Here is a 17,806-nt window from a genome sequence, read left to right on the forward strand (position 1 = left end):
GTGCTCCGCACAATGCGACCGGCTGGCTGCACCTACGTTCGCATCTTTTCGCCACTCGGATCGAAGGGCGGCTCGACGTTGATGCGCGCCGACCGCCGGTGTCCAAGGATCTCGATCTCGAACAGCCCGGCGCTCTCGTTTTCGGCAAGCACTGCCGGTACGTAGCCTTGCGCCATCGACTTCTCGACATAATGCGCATAGCCGCCGGAGGTGACCCAGCCGACCACGCGCCAGTTGCCGTCGACAATACCGCGCACGGCAGACGCGGCTTCAGCGGCGTTCGAGCCGCGCACTTCCTTGCCGCCCGCGTCGAAGCGCGGCGCGCCATAGCCATGCGGCTTTTCTACCGTGCCGAAATCCTTGTCGCCGACCTTGGCCCAGATCGGCTCGTCGCCCATGACGTCGGCATCCGCAGCATCGACGATAAAGGAAACGCGGCGCAGCTTCGGCCCTGCCGCCTGTTCCTTGGCCGCTGCCTCGCGGCCGATGAAATCGTTCTTCTCCAGCTTGATAAAGCGGTCCATCGAACCTTCGAACGGTCCGTAGATCGGACGTAGCTCGCGGAACCAGGTCGGAAAGTTCTTTTCAAGCCGCATCGAGAGCAGGGCGCGCATGCCGAAATCAACAAGTCCGAACTCTTCGCCGGCCTCCTTGATCGCCTTGTAGACCAGACGCTGATAGGCCGGCGCCATCCAGATCTCATAGCCGAGATCGCCGGTGTAGGTGATGCGGTTGACCATGCAGGGCGCGCCGCCGACCGCCATCTCGCGGAAATCCATGAAGCGGAAGGCCTTGGTCGAGATGTCGACGTCGACCAGTTTCTGCAGCAGGTCGCGCGATTTCGGCCCGGCGATGGAGAGGCCAACCAGCGTCTGGTCGAAGCGGTGGATGCGCACCTCCGACGCCCTTGGACCGTCCTTCGGCAGATGCTTCTCGAACCAGCGCATGTGATATTTTTGCGCGGCCGAAGAACCCCAGATCATGAAGCGTTCTTCGCCCGCCTTGGCGATGGTGAAGTCGCCGATCAGTCTGCCGAACTCGTTCAGCATCGGCGTCAGCACGATGCGGCCGGTCTTCGGCATGCGGTTGGTCATCAGCCGGTTGAGGAAATCCTCGGCCCCAGGTCCGGAGACTTCGTATTTGGCGAAGTTGGCGATCTCGGTGACGCCGACCCTCTCGCGGGTGGCGCACACTTCCTCGCCGATCGCGCCGAAATCATTCGAGCGGTGGAAGGACACGATGTCCTTCGGCTCCGAGCCTTTCGGCGCGAACCAGAGCGGGGTTTCGAGACCCCAGCTGTCGCCCATGACGGCGTTGTTGGCGAGCATGGTGTCGTAAAGCGGGGTCGTCTGCGCCGGTCTTGCCGCCGGCAATTCCTCGTTGGGAAAGCGGATGGAGAAACGGCGCGAATAATTTTCGCGCACCTTTGCGTTGGTATAGCGCAGCGTTGCCCATTCGCCGAAGCGCGCAACGTCCATGCCCCAGACGTCGAAGCCGGGGTCGCCATGGACCATCCAGTTCGACAGCGCCAAGCCGACGCCGCCGCCTTGGCTGAAGCCGGCCATGACGGCGCAGGCGCACCAGAAATTGGTCAGGCCCTGCACAGGGCCAACGAGCGGGTTGCCGTCGAGCGCGAAGGTGAAGGGGCCGTTGATGATCTGCTTGATGCCGGCTTTCTCGATGCCGGGAAAATGCTTGAAGCCGATCTCGAGCGACGGCGCGATGCGGTCGATGTCGGGCTGCAGCAGCTCGTGGCCGAAATCCCATGGCGTGTTGACCGGCGACCACGGCTTGCAGGCTTTTTCATAGGTGCCGAGCAGGATGCCGTTGCGTTCCTGGCGGGTATAGATCTCGCCCTTGAAGTCGAGCACGCCGATCATCTCGCGCCCGGTCGACTTGTTGAATTCCTCGACCTCCGGCATCGGCTCGGTCAGGAGATACATGTGCTCCATCGCCAGCACCGGCAGCTCGACGCCGACCATGCGACCGATCTCGCGCGCCCAAAGGCCGCCGCAGTTGACGACATGCTCGGCTTTGATCGTGCCTTGCTCGGTGACGACGTTCCAGGTGCCGTCGACCTCCTGCGTCAGTTCGACGACGCGGTTGCGCAGCACGATCTCGGCGCCGAGCTTCCGGGCGGCTTTGGCATAGGCGTGGGTGGTGCCGGAAGGGTCGAGGTGGCCCTCGACTGGATCCCACATAGCGCCGACGAAATTCGTCTCGTCCATCAGCGGGAACATCGCCTTGGCTTCGGACGGCGTGATCAGTTCGGTGTCCATGCCGAGATAGCGGCCCTTGGCATGGGCGAGGCGAAGGAAGTCCATGCGCTCTGGCGTGTCGGCCATCATGACGCCGCCGGTCAGGTGCAGCGAGCAGGATTGGCCGGAAATCTCCTCGATCTCCTTGTAAAGCTGCACCGTATAGGCCTGCAGCTTGGCGACGTTGGGATCGCCGTTCAGCGTATGAAAGCCGCCCGCCGCATGCCAGGACGAGCCGGAGGTGAGCTCCGAACGCTCGATCAGCATGATGTCGGTCCAGCCGGCCTTGGCCAGATGATAGAGCACCGAGCAGCCAACGACGCCGCCGCCGATAACAACCGCTTTTGCATGAGATTTCATGAAGATAGTTCCGTTTTTGAAGAGATTGAATCGAGTGAGCGGGGCGCGAAAACAAAGCGGAGATCGAATACAGCGATGTTTTCGGCCAGCCTGCCATCAAGCGCGGCAAGAATGGTTTCACAGACGGAAGTACGATGTTTCAGGACGTCATGGCTCCAAAGACGCAGGATCGAGTAGCCTTGGGCGCGCATGAAATCATCGCGGCGGCGGTCATATGAACTGCCGGCGTGCTGTTGTCCGTCGACTTCAACAACAAGCCATTTTTCGCGGCAGACAAAGTCTGCAAAAAAGGCGCCGATGGAGAACTGACGCGTAAAGCGATAGCCGCCAAGCTTGCGCGCCTTTAGTTCAGGCCAAAGCAGTGCTTCGGCCTGATTGCCTGCTTGCCGCAGGCTACGCGCTCGCTGGGTTGTGCCTGTTTTGCGGCGGCTGCGCGTTTCATGAACGGCTTCCCCCACTCCGTCGCCGCTTCGCGGCGCCACCTCTCCCCCCTCCGGGGGGAAAGGAAGGGCGCCAACTGGAATCGTTTCGCGCCCTTCCTCTACCCCGTCGATCGGGGGAGAGGTGTCGAGCGAAGCTCGACGGAGTGGGGGTCGACTACTCATCAGATGATCAGAAATCGGTCGGGGCGCCGCCTTCGGCCCGGCGCTTGTCGACGAAAGCATTGAGCTCCTCGCGGATCGCCGGGTCCATATAAGGCTCTTCATAGGAGGCCAGCCGCTCCTTCCAGACGCGATTGGCTTTTTCGAGCGCGGTCGGTGACCCAGCCTCCGCCCAACTCTCGAAATTGCGCCAGTCCGAAATGATCGGCGCATAGAAGGCGGTCTTGTAGCGGTCCTGCGTGTGCTGGGTGCCGAAGAAATGGCCGCCGGGGCCGACCGACTGGATGGCGTCGAAACCGAGCGCCTCGTCGGAAAGATCGAGCGGCGTCAGGAACTCGGCGACCATCTGCAACAGGTCTATGTCGAGGATGGTCTTCTCATAGGAGCAGCGCAGGCCGCCTTCGAGCCAGCCGGCGGCATGCATCATCAGATTACCGCCGCCCTGGATGGCACCCCACAGCGAGAACACGCTTTCATAGGCGGCTTGCGCGTCGACGGTGTTGGCGGCGCAGGTGTTGGAGGTGCGGTAGGGGATGTTGTAGCGGCGGGCGAGCTGGCCGCCGACCAGCTGCGCCTTCATATATTCCGGCGTGCCGAAGGCCGGCGCGCCGGACTTCATGTCGACATTCGAGGTGAAGCCGCCGTAGCCGACAGGCGCGCCCTTGCGCACCATCTGTGCGAAGGCGATGCCGGACAGCGCCTCGGCATTCTGTTGCACCAGCGCGCCGGCAATCGTCACCGGCGCCATGGCGCCCGACAGGGTGAACGGCGTCACGATGACCACCTGGCCCTTGCTCGACATCTGGATGATGCCTTCCATCATCGGCACGTCGAGCTTGAGCGGCGAATTGGTGTTGATGATGGTGAACACCGACGGCTCCGCAAGCAACTGCTCGTGGCTGATGCCACGTGCGATTCTGGTGATCTCGATGCCATCGACGTTGCGCTCTTTGCCGAGCGAATAGATGTGGAACATCTTGTCGGTCAGCGTGGCGAGGTCACGGATGCATTCGAGGTGGCGCACGGACGGATGGATGTCGATCGGCTCCACCGGATAACCGCCCGTGCAATTCAATATGTTGTGCATCTGCGCAAGCTTGAGAAAGTTGCGATAGTCCTGCTGGTTGCCCGGCCGGCGGCCGCGGTCGACGTCGGAGCAATTGGGTGCCGACGCCATCATCGAGATGATCAGATTATCGCCACCGAAGCGCACATTGTGCGCCGGGTTGCGGGCGTGGATGGTGAATTCCGGCGGGCAGTGCGCAACCAGTTCCAGGATCATGTCGCTGTCGAAGCGCACCCGCTCGCTGCCTTCGCGGACATCGGCGCCATGCGCCTTCATGATGCGCCGCGCTTCGTCATGCAGCACGTCGACGCCGATTTCCCGCAGCACGCGCAGAGAGGCGAGGTGGATGGATTCCAGCTCGTCCTCGGAAACCAGCCGGGTCGGCGTCAGCGGGTTCTTCAACTGGCGAAACGGCGGCTGGTCGAACGCCGCCGATCCGCCGGCACGCTTCCCCGCGCGGCCGCCGCGACGGGCGCGGTCGTTTGCCAGTGCCGGTTCGGCGGGCTGAAGGGCGGCGGTCATGATAGTCCTCGTACGCTGCGGCAATGCGGCGGCATAATGGACTGCCGGCCCTCCGGCCATTGCGGAGGCGGCGACCACTAGGACGAGGGAAGCGACATGCCCTGGGGGCAGCCGGCGGGATCGTCAGCCTCTTGATCGCGTTCCGGCTGGCGCAAGCGGTTTTCGTTGCCGGTGCTTACTGCGACGGAACCGAAACGCTAATCCTGCATCATGGACCGGGCGGAACAGAACAGCGGCGAGACAGTGCAATGGGCGGCCATCACCGGCGTGATCGCAACCGTCTCGGTGTTCGCCATTGCGCAAGGGCTGAGCTATCCGCTGTTGAGCTTCATCCTGCAGCGCCAGGGCGTCTCGCCGGCCATGATAGGCCTGTCGGCGGCAATGACGCCGATCGGCTTCATCGTCTCCTCGCCGCTGGTCCCGGCTCTGTCGCGCCGTTTCGGGGCCGGGCGCACCGCGCTTACTTGCGCGGCACTTTCCGCGCTGGTGCTGGCGCTGATCGGCTGGACGCAAAATGTCTATCTGTGGTTTCCGCTGCGCTTTTTGATCGGTGGGGTCACCAACCCGCTCTACGTGCTGAGCGAAGTCTGGGTGATCGCACTGGCGCCGCCAGCACGCCGCGGCCGCGTCATGGGCATCTATTCGACGATCATTTCGGCGGGCTTTGCGGCGGGGCCGCTGTGCCTGCTTGCGGTCGGCACCGTGGGATGGCCGCCGTTTCTGGTCGGCATCGGCGCATTCCTGTTTTGCGGCGCCTGCCTTGCCTCGGTGCTGGCACGGCTGCCGAGGGTCGACGAGAGCGGGCACCGGGTTTCGGTGCTGGGATTCGTGCCGCAGGCGTGGCTGCTGTTGTCGGCGGTCGTGGTGGCCGCTGGTTTCGAACAGGCAGTGCTCGCCTTGCTGCCGGTCTACGGAACGCATTACGGCATCGCCGAAGCGCGCATGTCGGCGCTGCTGTCGGTGATGATCGCCGGCAACATCGCTATGCAGGTGCCGCTCGGCCTGTTGGCGGAACGACTGACGGCGCGGCTGGTGCGGTTCATCTGTGTGGCGGTGACGGTGCTCGGATGCGTGCTGTTGCCGGTTCTCATCGAGACGCCGCTCATATGGCCATGCGTCTTCATCTGGGGTGCGGTTTCCTACGGCATCTACACGATGTCGATCATCGAGCTCGGCGAGCGGTTCACCGGCTCGGCGCTGGTCGCCGGCAACGCCGCCTTTTCGCTGATGTGGGGCGTCGGCGGCATCGCCGTGCCGCCGCTGGCGGGCGGCGCCATGGATGTTGTTGGCGCAGGCGGCCTGCCGCTCACGCTTGGCGCCATTTGCCTGGCGCTGGCGCTTGTAACGGTCATTCGAAGGCGGATGGTGTGAATGCCTGAAGTCGCCGTTCTGACGCAATGACTTGAATATTAGCGGCCCCGTGTCGATCTTGGCGATGCCGACGCCCGACTCAACCGGAGACCTCATGACCAAATTGAACAGCCAGGCCCAACCGGATCCGGCGGCCGAAGATCCCTTCCTCTGGCTGGAGGGCAGGACTGACCAGCGAGCGCTCGACTGGGTTCATCGCCAGAATGAAATCACTGTCGCCGAATTGCAGGGTGACCCGTCCTACCAGGCAACGTTCCAGACCGCGCTCGACCTGATGACGGCCGAGGATAACATCGCCGTCGGGGCCGCTATCAACGGCCATGTCTATAATTTCTGGCAGGACCGCACGAACGTACTCGGCCTCTGGCGGCGCACCACCGTCGCGTCCTACAAGACCGACAAGCCGGATTGGCAGACGATCATTGACTTCGACAGTCTGGCGGCGGAAGAGGGGGTGAAATGGGTGTTCAGCGGCGCCAGCCGGCTTTACCCCGATTTCAGCCGCTGCCTGCTCAGCCTGTCGCCGGATGGCGGCGATGCCAGCGAGATGCGCGAATTCGATATCGAAAGCAGGTCCTTCGTCGAGGGTGGCTTTCGTGCTCCCGCCTCGAAATCGAACTTCAGCTGGCTGGACGAGGACACGGTCATCGTTTCCGCCGCCTTCGAGGAGGACGACAAGACCCAGTCCGGCTATCCGCGCGTGGTCAAGCTCTGGCGGCGCGGCACGCCACTGGAAGCGGCGATGCCGATCTTCGAGGCGCTGAAGCAGGATCTCGCCGCCGGCGGATCCGTCGAATTCGACGGTGACAGGCGCCACGTCTTCCTGGCCCGGACGCTCGACTTCTTCGCCTCGCACAGTTTCCTGCGGCTGCCTTCTGGCGAGAACCGGCGCATCCCGTTGCCGGACGACGTCACCGATACGGCGCTGTTCAAGGGCCAGCTTGTCTTCGGCGTGCGTACCCCGTGGACGGCGCCGGACGGCACGCTGTGCAAGCCCGACGGGCTCTATTCACTCGATTTCGAGCGCTGGATCGAAACCGGTCTGTTCGGATCCATCGATATCGTGCTCGAGCCGGCGCACCGTGTCTCGATCGCCGGCATCGCCCGCACGCAGGCCCGGCTGTTCATCAATTTGATGGACAATGTGCGCGGCAAGGTCATCGCCGGCGAGCGCAGCGACAGCGGCTGGGAGTTCAAGCCCGTTGCATTGCCCGAAAACGGCAATGTCGGCATCAGCCATGCCGAGCATTTCGGCTCCAGCGTCTCCTTCTCCTTCACCGATTTCCTGACGCCGAGCTCGATCATCTGGTCGGACGATAATGCCGCGGCGCTGGCAACGGTGAAGTCGCAGCCGGCGCGCTTCGATGCGTCGTCCCTGGTCTCCGAACAGTTCGAGGCGCGCTCGAAGGACGGCACGATGATCCCGTACTTCGTCGTCAGGCGGCGCGACCAGGACGGGCCGGTGCCGACATTGCTTTACGGCTATGGCGGCTTCGAAGTGCCGCTGCTGCCCGGCTATGCCGGCGTGCGCGGCAGGCTGTGGCTGGAGAAGGGCAATGCCTATGTGCAGGCCAACATCCGCGGCGGCGGCGAGTTCGGCCCGAACTGGCACCAGGCGGCGCTCAAGGCCAATCGCCAGAATGCATTCGACGATTTCGCAGCGGTGGCGCAAGATCTGGTCAAACGCGGCATCGCCACACCGGCCACGCTGGGCATCCAGGGCGGTTCGAACGGGGGCTTGCTGACTGGCGTCTCGCTGACGCAACGCCCGGAATTGTTCGGCGCGGTGATCATCGACGTGCCGCTGCTCGACATGCTGCGTTACACCGAGCTGCCGCCCGGCGCGTCATGGACGGCCGAGTATGGCGATCCGGCGAAGCCGGAAGAGGCAGCTTGGCTCGCCTCCTATTCGCCCTACCAGCATGTAGACACGGATGCAGCCTATCCGCCGGTACTGCTGACGACCTCGACTGCCGACGACCGCGTCCATCCCGGCCATGCCCGCAAGATGGCGGCGCGGCTGCAGGCGGCGGGCCATGGCAAGACGCTGTTCTTCGAAGAGACCGAGGGCGGGCATGGCGGGCGCGGCGATCGGCGGCCGCAGGCCGCACAGGCGGCGATGAAGTACGTCTTCCTGCAGCGGGCCCTGACTGGCACCAATTGACCGACATCGCTTGACCGGTACGGCTTGAACTGAGGGCTGGAGGCAGCCTAAGGTACATGCATGGCTCGGCTGGCGAAATCGGGGTGCGCATTTGGGGTGGCGGTGACGCCGTCGCCGCGCACGCTTCGCGCCGAGCTGTTGCGGCTGTGCGCCCGTATCGGCTATTCGCCGCCCGCTGTCCTCTAACGAATCCGCCCCGGCGCGAAAGCTGCCGGATTGGTTCAAGAGGAAAGACCAGACATGACCTACCAGAATTATTCGCTGAAGCAGCTTCAGCAGATCGATGCCGCGCATCACCTTCATCCGTTCACCGACCACAAGGAGATGCGCGAGACCGGCTCGCGCATCATCACTCACGCCAACGGTCCGTTCATCTACGATGCCGAAGGGACGGAAATCCTCGACGGCATGGCCGGGCTATGGTGCGTCAATGTCGGCTACGGCCGCGACGAGCTTGCCGACGCCGCCTACGCCCAGATGAAGGAATTGCCCTACTACAACTCCTTCTTCAAATGCTCGACGCCGACGCCGGTTCTGCTGTCGAAAAAGCTGGCGGAGATCGCGCCAAGGCACATCAACCAGGTGTTCTACGGCTCATCCGGTTCGGAGGCCAACGACACGGCGCTGCGCCTCGTCCGCCACTATTGGGTGCTGGAAGGCAGCCCCGAGAAGAACCGCATCATCTCGCGCAAGATGGGCTACCACGGCTCGACCATAGCCGGTGCCTCGCTCGGCGGCATGGATTTGATGCACAACCAGCTCGGCGGCGCCGTGCCCAACATCGTCCACGTGATGATGCCCTATGCGTACGAGCTCGCACTGCCCGGCGAAAGCGACCATGATTTCGGCCTGCGCGCGGCAAAAGCGGTCGAGGACGCGATCCTCGAAGCTGGCGCCGATAAGGTCGCCGCCTTCATCGGCGAGCCGGTGATGGGGGCAGGCGGGGTGAAGATCCCGCCGATGAGCTACTGGCCGGAGGTGCAGCGCATTTGCCGCAAATACGATGTCCTGCTGATGCTGGACGAGGTTATCACCGGCTATGGCCGCACCGGCGAGTGGTTCGCCGCACAAGCCTTCGATGTCGAGCCCGACACCATCACCACGGCCAAGGCGCTGACCTCCGGCTATCAGCCGCTGTCGGCGCTGCTTGTCGGCGACCGCATCGCGGCGACGCTGGTCGAAAAGGGCGGCGAATTCTATCACGGCTACACCTATGCCGGGCATCCGGTGGCCTGCGCGGTGGCACTGAAGAACCTCGAGATCATCGAGCGCGAGGGCCTGGTCGAGCGCGTCAGGAACGACACCGGGCCTTACTTCGCCAGGGCGCTGCAGGAACGTTTCGGTGGGCATGATCTGGTTGGCGAGGTGCGCTCGTTCGGGCTGATGGGGGCGATCGAGATCGTCAAGGACAAGGTGACCAAGGAGCGCTTCCTGCCGGCCGGCAGCGCGGCGGTGATGGTTCGCGACCACGCCCTTGCCCAAGGCATGATGCTGCGCGCCACCGGCGACACGATGATCCTGTCGCCGCCGCTGATCTGGACGCGCGAGACGATCGACATGGCCTGCGACCGCATCGCCAGGGCGCTCGACCTGGCCGAAGCAGATTTGCGCAAGCGGTAAGATGGAACGATCGCCGGGCGTCCGGTAATCGGGCGCCCGGAGTTTGAATGCCGCTTTATGGCGAAGAGTTCGCCAGGCGAGGCTGTTGGCAGTATCGACGACCACGCGTGATCACTGGCCCGCCTTGACACCGATGACGTGCCCCTTCGCGTCAGTGACCAACATCCCTTTCGATTGGTCCAAGATCACAACAATGTTGCCGAAAGGATCGCGGACACGGGCGCACCGCCCGACCGCGATCTCGAATGGCGGTTGCACAGCCTCACCGCCGGCGGCCAAGAATTCCTCAAACGCGTCGTCCACGTTATCGACCAGGATGTCGGTCTCGGGACCGATATGAAGATGGACAACCAGCTCCGCATCGGTTTCAGGCAGCGCAAAGCCGGCGGCTTCATCGTCCCGCCAAACGAGCGCATGACCGAGACGATCCCCATAGAACGATACGGCTGCATCGAGGTCGCTCACCCGCAATAGATGATTATCGAGCTTGCGGAATAATGGTCTTTTTCGAGGCTCGTGCGCCATTGCGGGACCTCAATATGTGAAGAGATTCGTGCGGCCGTATAGCCTCTAATGAAATAGTCTTCGCGACTATGTCTGCAACTGGGTTGCCTTCAAGCTTTCGAGCCCGCTCGGTGGAAATGGTAGCGAGCCGAAATTCATGTGGGGGTCGTGAGCGGAAATTCAAACTGAGACAGCACCGAAGGGCCGCATCAGCGACGCGGCAATCGGAATATAGCTCCGACGACATGGCGAAAACGCAAAAACCGCGCTCCATCGGAACGCGGCTTTGCCAGATACGCATGGTGCTTCGCCAACAATACACTTGCGAAACTTACGGCGAAACTTACGGGCTCCGGTACGCGAGACCTGATCCGGAGCGCCGGGCGGATGTCCGCCTCGCAATCCGTTTTAAACGCACATCGTTACTGCAGGGTTAGCAAGAGCTTAAGCAAACCTAAATTTGCCGACTTTCCGCTTTGGGCAGATCGAAAACTATGAAATTTGACCTTACGCAGGGTCACCGCGCAGGAAATTGATGATGCCGGAAAAATCCGCGCCGGCATTGCCTTGTGCGTTGAACAGCGCATAAAGCTGGGCTGCCTCGGCGCCGAGCGGCGTTGCCGCACCGACGCTCTGTGCGGCCTCCTGCGACAGTTTCAGGTCCTTCAGCATCAGTGCCGCTGCAAACCCGGGCTTATAGCCATTGTTGGCGGGCGATGTCGGCACAGGGCCGGGCACCGGGCAGTAAGTGGTCAGCGACCAGCACTGGCCGGACGAGGTCGAGGCGACGTCGAACAGCGCCTGGTGCGACAGGCCGAGCTTTTCCGCCAGCACGAAGGCCTCGGCAACGCCGATCATCGAAATGCCCAAAATCATGTTGTTGCAGATCTTCGCCGCCTGCCCGGCGCCGTCGTCGCCGCAATGAACGATGCGGCCGGCCATTGGCTTGAGGATCGGTTCGGCCTTGGCGAAGGCGTCCTTCGAACCGCCGGCCATGAAGGTCAGCGTGCCGGCCGCCGCACCGCCCGTCCCGCCGGAGACCGGCGCGTCGATCGTCAGCAATCCGTGCTTGGCCGCGGTGGCATGGGCCTTTCGCGCCGACTCGACGTCGATGGTCGAGGAATCGATGAACAACGCGCCTTTTTTCGCCTTGGCCGCGATGTCTGCGTAAACCGACAGCACATGCTTGCCGGCCGGCAGCATGGTGATGACCGCATCGGCATCCTTTACCGCCGCAACGGCATTGGCCATGATGACGACGCCGTGCTCCCTGGCGATGACGAGGTTTTCCGGCACCAGGTCGAAGCCGTGCACGGCATACCCGGCCTTGACCAGGTTGGCGGCCATCGGATTTCCCATATTGCCGAGGCCGATGAAGGCGATGGTGGTCATAATGGCACTCCGCGGTTTGGGTAAGGCAGGCAGTAGGCAGTAGGCAGTAGGCGACCTATTCGGGCGCAAGTTTGCTAATAAGTTGGCGAAGCATTTTTCCGATGCCCTCGGTCGCTAACAGTACGTGATAAGCTTGGTCATGCGTGGCAAGGCCAATGCGTTCAGCGATCTGAAGGTGTGTCTCGAACTCCTTCAACGATCCTTGGGCTATCCTGAGAAATTGCTGATAGGAGCCTCTGTTGTCTCGACCATAAGCTTCCGCGATGTTTGCAGGAATAGAGGTTGCTGAGCGGCGAATTTGGCTGGTCAACCCATACAATTCTTCTTTTGGCCATGCCTTGGTCAAGGAGTAGGTGGTGACGGCCAGATCCATCGCCTGCTGCCATACGATAAGATCCTTGTACGAATTGATCTTGCCGGTCATCTTCCTGCCTACTGCCTACTGCCTACTGCCTACTGCCTACTGCCTACTGCCTACTGCCTACTGCCTTACCGTCCGATCAGCGCGCGAGCGATGATGACGCGCATGATCTCGTTGGTGCCTTCGAGGATCTGGTGGACGCGCAGGTCCCGTACCAGCTTCTCGATGCCGTAATCGTGCAGATAGCCATAGCCGCCATGCAGCTGCAGGGCGTCATTGGCGACGTTGAAGCCGGTGTCGGTGACGAAGCGCTTGGCCATCGCCGACCATTTTCCGGCATCCGGCGCCTTGCGGTCGAGCTTCGAGGCGGCGGTGTAGAGGAAGATGCGTGCTGCCTGCAATTCGGTCTCCATGTCGGCGAGCTTGAACTGCAGCGCCTGGAACTGGTTGATCTTCGAGCCGAAGGCCTTGCGCTCGGCGGTGTAGGCGAGAGCCTTGTCGAGTGCCGATTGCGCGCCGCCGAGCGAACAGGCGGCGATGTTCAAGCGGCCGCCGTCGAGCCCGGCCATGGCGATGCCGAAGCCGGCGCCTTCTGCCGACAAAAGGTTTTCCGCCGGCACCTTGCAGTCCTCGAAGACGACCTGGCGGGTCGACTGCATGTGCCAGCCCATCTTGTGTTCGTTGGCGCCGAAGGAAAGGCCGGGCGCATCGTTCGACACGACGAAGGTGGAAATGCCTTTCGGCCCGTCGGCGCCGGTGCGCGCCATGACGACATAGAGGTCGCTGTCGCCGGCACCGGAGATGAACTGCTTGGCGCCGTTCAGCACATAGTCACTGCCGCTTTTGACCGCGCGCGTCTTCAGCGCCGCCGCATCCGAGCCCGAGCCCGGCTCGGTCAGGCAGTAGCTTGCCAGCCATTCCATCGAGGTCAGCTTCGGCAGGAAGCGCCGGCGCTGCTCGTCGCTGCCGAAGCGGTCGATCATCGATGCTGCCATGTTGTGGATCGAGATGAAGGCGGAAAACGCCGGATCGGCACGCGAAAGCGCCTCGAAGATCAGCACGGCGTCGAGCCGGCCGAGCCCCGAGCCGCCGACATCGTCGCGGACATAGATGCCGCCAAGGCCGAGCGGGCCGGTCTCGCGGATCACGTCGGCGGGGAAATATTTGTTGCGATCCCAGTCGAGTGCGTTCGGCGCCACACGATCGGCGGCGAAGGCCTCGGCCATCTCTTGGATGGCGCGCTGGTCCTCGTTGAGTTCGAACTGGCTGGTGCCCGCATCGACAGCGGCGTCCATGGCGTGCTCCCTGATGTTTCCGGCCTGCTGGCCTGTCGTTTTTGGCTTTGCGCGCCGTCCAATCTAGACCAATGATGCCGCCGCGCAACCCGACCGTCTGCGCAGCCGCTGTGTGCGAATGCGCTTTGGAGCAAAGTGTGACGACAAATTTCGACGAACTGCTTGGACGCTTCCATGCCTATCTCCAGACGTTCGATGATGCGCTGGTGCGCGACGCCGTGGCCCGAATCGGCTGGGACATGCCAAGCCGGCCGCTCGAACCGCATGCACTGCGTTGTCTCGTCCTGCTCGACCGTATCGTCGAACTCGCTCCCGCTGCGGCCAAGCCGCTGGCGCGGCTGGTTGCGCAGCGTCGCGGCGATCTGCGCTGGGGCCAGACCTATGGCGAAGCGGATTTCGGCAAGATTTTCATCGACAATTACGGCTGGCTGGAGGTATTCGGCACGCGCGGTCATTTCGTCAATGAAGAGGTCGCGGCCGGCCTGCTGATCCTTGGGCCCGACATTGTCTACCCCGACCACCATCATGTCGCGGAGGAGATCTATATCCCGCTGACCGGCGGCGCCGAATGGCGCATGGGCGATGGCGGTTTTCGCCTTCGAGCGGCGGGCGAGTTGATACACCATGCCTCTGACGTCAGCCATGCCATGCGCACCGGCAAGGAGCCGCTGCTGGCGCTCTATCTCTGGCGCGGCGGCCCGCTGGCAGCCAAGTCGACGATCACCGGAACCGTTGCGCAGGGCAGGGGCTGATATGGCCAAGGCAATCATGCTGCAGGGCACGGGTTCGGATGTCGGCAAGACGGTGCTCGTCGCCGGTCTTTGCCGCGCGGCGAAGAACCGCGGCTTGAAAGTGCGGCCGTTCAAGCCGCAGAACATGTCGAACAATGCCGCCGTCGCCGATATTCCCGGCGATTCAAGCGGCGGTGAGATCGGCCGCGCGCAATGGCTGCAGGCGATCGCCTGCGGCGTGCCGCCGACCATCCACATGAATCCGGTGCTGCTCAAGCCGCAGACCGATGTCGGCGCTCAAGTTGTCGTGCAGGGCAAGGTGTTCGGCGAGGCGCGGGCGCGCGACTACCAGGCGCTGAAGGGCCGGTTGATGGATGCGGTGCTGGACTCCTGGGCGAAGGTCGGCGAGGGCGCCGATCTGGTCATTGTCGAGGGCGCCGGCTCGCCGGCCGAGATCAATCTCAGGAGCCGAGACATTGCCAATATGGGCTTTGCGACGCGCGCCGGCGTGCCGGTGATCCTGGTCGGCGATATCGATCGTGGCGGTGTCATCGCCTCGGTCGCTGGCACCCATCTGATCCTGCCGGAGGAGGACCGGCGTATGATCGTCGGCTACCTCATCAACAAGTTCCGTGGCGATGTCTCGCTGTTCGATGACGGCATCGAGGCGATCGAAAAATTCACTGGCTGGCGCTGTTTTGGCATCGTGCCGTGGCTGAAGGCGGCGGCGCGGCTGCCGTCGGAGGATTCCGTCGTGCTCGAACGGCTGGCGTCCGGCCAGAGGCGCGCGCTGAAGATCGCCGTGCCGGTGCTCTCGCGCATCGCCAATTTCGACGACCTCGACCCGCTCAAGGCCGAACCGCAGGTCGAGATGGTGTTCGTGCCGCCTGGCCAACGCCTGCCGCAGGATGCAGGGCTGGTGGTCATTCCCGGCTCAAAGTCGACGATCGGCGATCTCGTGAAATTCCGCGAGAATGGCTGGGACCGCGACCTTGCCGCGCACAGGAAACGCGGTGGCCATATCGTCGGTATTTGCGGCGGCTTCCAGATGCTCGGCCATAGCGTGCGCGATCCCTACGGCATCGAGGGCAGCGTTACCGAGACGCAAGGCCTCGGCCTGCTCGACGTCGAAACGGTTATGGAGCCGGAAAAGACGGTGCGCAATGTCAGCGCGCGCTCGGTGCCGTTCGATCTGCCGCTCGAGGGCTACGAAATCCATCTCGGCCGCACCACCGGTCCCGACACGCTGCGGCCATCCGCCGTTATCAACGGCGTCGATGACGGCGCCATCTCCGCCGACGGCAAGGTGTCAGGCACCTACATGCACGGGCTGTTTTCCGCCGACGCCTTCCGGGCGAAATTCCTCGAAAGCCTCGGCGTCAAGGGCGGCGGCATCGACTACCGCGCCGAGGTCGAACGGGCACTGGACGAGATCGCAGCCGAACTGGAAACCCACCTCGACTGCGACGCGATTTTCGGGCTGGCGCGTTAGCTGGCGGCTTCGTCAGCCTTCGGCCAGTAGGTGCCGAACGACCAGACATTGCCTTCCGGATCGCGGCAGATGAATTCGCGGCTGCCATAGTCGCGGTCGGTGAGCTCTTCCAGAATCTCGGCGCCGGCGGTTTTTGCCCGAGCGTATGCCGCGTCGGCGTCAGCGACCGCGACATAGATCGACTTGCCGCCGCCCGAGCCGGGCGCGCCGACCATCTTTCCATAGGCATCGTCGCGGGCCGTGCCGAGCATGATGATCGAGGAGCCGAATGCGAGTTCGGCATGGTGCACCACGTCGCCTTCGCCATAGCGGGTGCGGACGCTGAAGCCGAAGGCCTCGCACAACCAGTCGATCATTTTGCCGGCATTTCTGTAGCGCAGCGCCGGGTAAAGCCGCGGTGCTTCGGTGGTGTTCGGCATGGCTGATCTCCTTCGCTGTGTTGGTCGATCAACCCAGTCTGGGCGAAGGCCGGTCGCGCGTCTTGAAGAAATGTTACCTCACGGCGACAGTCGTCGGCGTGACGCCTGCGAGGTCGCGAAACTCGCGCACCAGATGCGCCTGGTCGGCATAGCCGCAGTCGGCGGCGATGTCGGCCCAATCGCTGTTGGCCTTTCTCGACAGGCAAAGCGCGTGGTTGAAGCGGACGATGCGCGAGAGCGTCTTGGGTCCAACGCCGACCGCGTCCGAAAATTTTCCGGCGAGATGCTTGCGGCTCCAGCCAAGCTTTTCGGCCAGCGTCGAGATGCGGGTCCGACCACTCGTCGAGACGATCGTCTCATAGGCCCAGACAATTTCGGCTTGAGTGCCGTCTGTGGTTGCCAACCGGTCGGCGACGAAGGCCTCGGCGATGGCAAAGCGTGAGCTCCAATCCGGCGCATTGCCAAGCCTTTCGCGAAGCGCGACGCCTCCAACGCCGAGCACGTCATCCAGGCCGACCATGCGATCGGTCAGTTCGCTCATCGGCCGGCCGAAGAAGCGACGAGCGCCGAGCGGGGTGAAATTGATCTGCACACAACAGGCGCCGCCGAAGGATTCGATCACCACCGGCCCGGCGTAGAGGCCGGCGGCAAAACTGGCGAAGCGGTCATTGTCGCCGGGGTCCCTGCCGAGCCCGATGGCAAAGGGTTCGGCAAAGCTGATGACCAGCGGCACGGTCAGCGAGGCATATTCGATGACGCGGAAATGGCCTGGCATGGTTTCGCGAAAGCCGCACATGTCGGTGACGGCGCCTTGAAGCCGATGACTGGGCGCGCGCCGCACCATCTCGAACCGATCGAGCCCTGGGCCGTCGTGGCGGCTGCCGTCTTCGCTGGCGGGCATGTGCTTCCCTCGTCCAGGAATTCTAACAGACCATTCTGCAGAATCAAAAGCGCCCGGCTTTTGGCCGGGCGCTCCGAGTTGCCTGAGATTCTGAATTGTCTGGACGTGTTTAAGCGCCGCGCATCAGGCAGCCGGCGGCCAGCACGATGTAGGCGATGACGACAATCCACGCGGCATTCAAAGGGATAAACGCAAGAACGCCAAGCGCGGCGAGAACGCCGATGATGGCGATGACAAGGGATATGATGAAAATAAGCTGGGTAGGCGCACTGAGATTCATGTCCGGTCCCTCCTCAACATGATTCGTACAACGGCATACTATCAGTCGCGCGGTCACACACCAATGCGCGCGCAGCGGGGCTTGCCGGATCGGCCAGCAGTTTTATGGGAGTGGCCAGAACGGTGCCGCGAGTTCGATCACGAAGGGCAATCGCTTCAGACGAATGACAGTTTCCAAATTGTGGCGGAGACCACCAATTGTCGATGTCGCCGCCGCCGCTCATTGCCCTGCCGGGCATTTCTCCCCGTATAGTGACGGGGAGAAAGGGCTGGTCGCAACGTCGGCGCCTTTTCTTGCAGCGTCTGCGATTGGCGAAACCGGTGACGAGAGCGCCCTCTCCCCGTCACTAAACGGGGAGAGGATGCCGGCAGGCAGGTGAGGGGCAGCGCCAACGCCCTAAAGGGGTGAGGAGACGAATTCAAAACCTGAAGCGATTGCCCAGTTCCACCCTTCGCACCCCGTTTGCGC

At 63.1% G+C, this 17,806-nt stretch carries 15 protein-coding genes; 5 read left to right on the forward strand and 10 right to left on the reverse strand.

From position 1 onward, the window contains the following. Positions 1–32: 32 nt before the first annotated feature. The 3 genes from NKH89_RS00520 to NKH89_RS00530 form a co-directional block, all read right to left on the reverse strand. On the reverse strand, positions 33–2,618 hold the full coding sequence (locus NKH89_RS00520; RefSeq protein ID WP_352908298.1) for a GcvT family protein: 2,586 nt from the start codon (positions 2,616–2,618) through the stop codon (positions 33–35). Next, positions 2,615–3,100 (reverse strand): endonuclease domain-containing protein, encoded by a 486-nt coding sequence (locus NKH89_RS00525; protein ID WP_352590169.1) that lies wholly within the window; start codon positions 3,098–3,100, stop codon positions 2,615–2,617. Before NKH89_RS00525 ends, NKH89_RS00520 begins: the two co-directional genes overlap by 4 nt. A 130-nt stretch (positions 3,101–3,230) precedes the next feature. Then, positions 3,231–4,808, reverse strand: coding sequence for a trimethylamine methyltransferase family protein (locus NKH89_RS00530; protein ID WP_352484532.1), 1,578 nt, complete (start codon positions 4,806–4,808; stop codon positions 3,231–3,233). Positions 4,809–5,018: 210 nt separating this feature from the next. Here NKH89_RS00530 and NKH89_RS00535 point away from each other — a divergent pair, with 210 nt between their 5' ends. From NKH89_RS00535 to NKH89_RS00545, 3 genes are all read left to right on the forward strand, one after another. Continuing rightward, positions 5,019–6,179 (forward strand): MFS transporter, encoded by a 1,161-nt coding sequence (locus NKH89_RS00535; protein WP_352484533.1) that lies wholly within the window; start codon positions 5,019–5,021, stop codon positions 6,177–6,179. A 94-nt stretch (positions 6,180–6,273) separates the two neighbouring features. Continuing rightward, a complete protein-coding gene (locus NKH89_RS00540; RefSeq protein ID WP_352908299.1) occupies positions 6,274–8,343 on the forward strand; it encodes a prolyl oligopeptidase family serine peptidase in 2,070 nt (689 codons plus the stop codon). A 240-nt stretch (positions 8,344–8,583) separates the two neighbouring features. Next, positions 8,584–9,963 (forward strand): aspartate aminotransferase family protein, encoded by a 1,380-nt coding sequence (locus tag NKH89_RS00545; protein WP_352484535.1) that lies wholly within the window; start codon positions 8,584–8,586, stop codon positions 9,961–9,963. Positions 9,964–10,074: 111 nt separating this feature from the next. Here the strand turns inward: NKH89_RS00545 and NKH89_RS00550 are convergent, their stop codons facing one another. The 4 genes from NKH89_RS00550 to NKH89_RS00565 all read right to left on the reverse strand — a co-directional run bounded on the left by NKH89_RS00550 (position 10,075) and on the right by NKH89_RS00565 (position 13,515). Next, the gene (locus NKH89_RS00550; protein ID WP_156948098.1) at positions 10,075–10,488 is read right to left on the reverse strand and encodes a VOC family protein; all 414 of its coding nucleotides are present in this window, start codon (positions 10,486–10,488) and stop codon (positions 10,075–10,077) included. A 486-nt stretch (positions 10,489–10,974) separates the two neighbouring features. Then, the gene (gene mmsB, locus NKH89_RS00555) at positions 10,975–11,859 is read right to left on the reverse strand and encodes a 3-hydroxyisobutyrate dehydrogenase (protein ID WP_352484536.1); all 885 of its coding nucleotides are present in this window, start codon (positions 11,857–11,859) and stop codon (positions 10,975–10,977) included. A 55-nt stretch (positions 11,860–11,914) separates the two neighbouring features. After that, entirely contained in the window at positions 11,915–12,283 is a 369-nt protein-coding gene (locus tag NKH89_RS00560; RefSeq protein ID WP_352908300.1) for a four helix bundle protein, read from the reverse strand. A 65-nt stretch (positions 12,284–12,348) separates the two neighbouring features. After that, positions 12,349–13,515 (reverse strand): isobutyryl-CoA dehydrogenase, encoded by a 1,167-nt coding sequence (locus NKH89_RS00565; RefSeq protein ID WP_023719959.1) that lies wholly within the window; start codon positions 13,513–13,515, stop codon positions 12,349–12,351. Between the two features lie 137 nt (positions 13,516–13,652). Between NKH89_RS00565 and NKH89_RS00570 the strand changes: the two genes are divergently transcribed. After that, a complete protein-coding gene (locus tag NKH89_RS00570; RefSeq protein WP_352495959.1) occupies positions 13,653–14,267 on the forward strand; it encodes a dimethylsulfonioproprionate lyase family protein in 615 nt (204 codons plus the stop codon). Between the two features lies 1 nt (position 14,268). Then, on the forward strand, positions 14,269–15,738 hold the full coding sequence (locus NKH89_RS00575; protein WP_352495960.1) for a cobyric acid synthase: 1,470 nt from the start codon (positions 14,269–14,271) through the stop codon (positions 15,736–15,738). On the opposite strand, the gene NKH89_RS00580 is transcribed toward NKH89_RS00575, so the two are convergent. The 3 genes from NKH89_RS00580 to NKH89_RS00590 all read right to left on the reverse strand — a co-directional run bounded on the left by NKH89_RS00580 (position 15,735) and on the right by NKH89_RS00590 (position 17,338). After that, complete coding sequence (locus NKH89_RS00580) at positions 15,735–16,157, reverse strand: VOC family protein (protein WP_023719962.1); 423 nt, start codon at positions 16,155–16,157, stop codon at positions 15,735–15,737. The two genes, NKH89_RS00575 and NKH89_RS00580, sit on opposite strands and share 4 nt — an antisense overlap. 73 nt (positions 16,158–16,230) lie before the next feature. Next, on the reverse strand, positions 16,231–17,058 hold the full coding sequence (locus NKH89_RS00585; protein ID WP_031194284.1) for a helix-turn-helix domain-containing protein: 828 nt from the start codon (positions 17,056–17,058) through the stop codon (positions 16,231–16,233). A 109-nt stretch (positions 17,059–17,167) separates the two neighbouring features. Then, on the reverse strand, positions 17,168–17,338 hold the full coding sequence (locus NKH89_RS00590; protein ID WP_023676480.1) for a hypothetical protein: 171 nt from the start codon (positions 17,336–17,338) through the stop codon (positions 17,168–17,170). Positions 17,339–17,806 lie beyond the last annotated feature (468 nt).

It is taken from the genome of Mesorhizobium sp. M0923 (genome assembly GCF_040319365.1).
In the GTDB taxonomy this organism is placed as follows: domain Bacteria; phylum Pseudomonadota; class Alphaproteobacteria; order Rhizobiales; family Rhizobiaceae; genus Mesorhizobium.